General features: G+C 19.9%; 2 protein-coding genes. Both read right to left on the bottom strand.

The features are described from left to right. Positions 1–324, bottom strand: a 324-nt coding sequence (locus RI68_RS04095; protein WP_017193718.1) for an SVM family protein, incomplete at its 3' end; no start/stop codon positions are given. A 35-nt stretch (positions 325–359) separates the two neighbouring features. After that, a complete protein-coding gene (locus RI68_RS02765) occupies positions 360–725 on the bottom strand; it encodes an SVM family protein (protein WP_017193717.1) in 366 nt (121 codons plus the stop codon). Positions 726–816: the final 91 nt, after the last annotated feature.

Below are 816 nucleotides of genomic sequence, written 5' to 3'. Positions count from 1 at the left end.
ATAATTCCAAATCTGTTCGTTTATATATTTTAAAAGTTTTATATCAGAAAGTCTTTGATAAAGATTTTTAATTGTTTGATCTAAATTATGTAATTGTTTTTGTAATTTTATATTATCATCTAAATGATAAATGTCAAAATATTTAATTTGTTTAGTTAATTCTTTTCTTTCTAAATAAAGTTTATTAATTTCCTTATTTATGGTATTTTCATCATTTAAATTATTCATCGCCATAACTTGATTATCATTCAAAATAAATAATATTCCTATAAAAGTTATTAAACAAAGATAAATTATTTTAATTTTTTTTTGTAATTTAATCATTTTCAAATATAACTCCATTCTTAATTCGTATAAAATTATTTTTTAGAATCATCAGATTGTTTTGAAGAAGAACCTTCTTCTTTTAAATTTTTCGTTTCCTCTTCGGCTTTTTGTTTTAATATTTCCATTAATTCAGGGTTTTCTAAAATTTTTATAATTTCATTATTTTTTTCAATTGAATATTCTTTAAATTCTTTATGTATTGTATAAAATCTTTTTATATCTTCTTTTTGTTTTTTGTTTTTTTCGTCTGATTTATTAATTTCCGAAATATCTCTTTTTTTATCACTAGATTCTTTTTTAGGTGAAGCTATTACTTGATTCACATTAATAAATAATAAACCTATAAATACAAATAAATAAATACTAATTATTTTAAATTGATTTTTTAGTTTTAACATTAATTAAATCTCCTTTTGTTTTACCCCTCATTTGGGTTGATTTCGTAGAGGGAGTTGAGGGATTTTAATGGATCACCATAAAGATTTTGGG

This window comes from Vaccinium witches'-broom phytoplasma str. VAC, assembly GCF_000309405.1.
Classification (GTDB): domain Bacteria; phylum Bacillota_I; class Bacilli_A; order Acholeplasmatales; family Acholeplasmataceae; genus Phytoplasma.
Note: the sequence above shows the minus strand (reverse complement) of the source record. Positions and strands in the feature narration are given on the sequence as shown.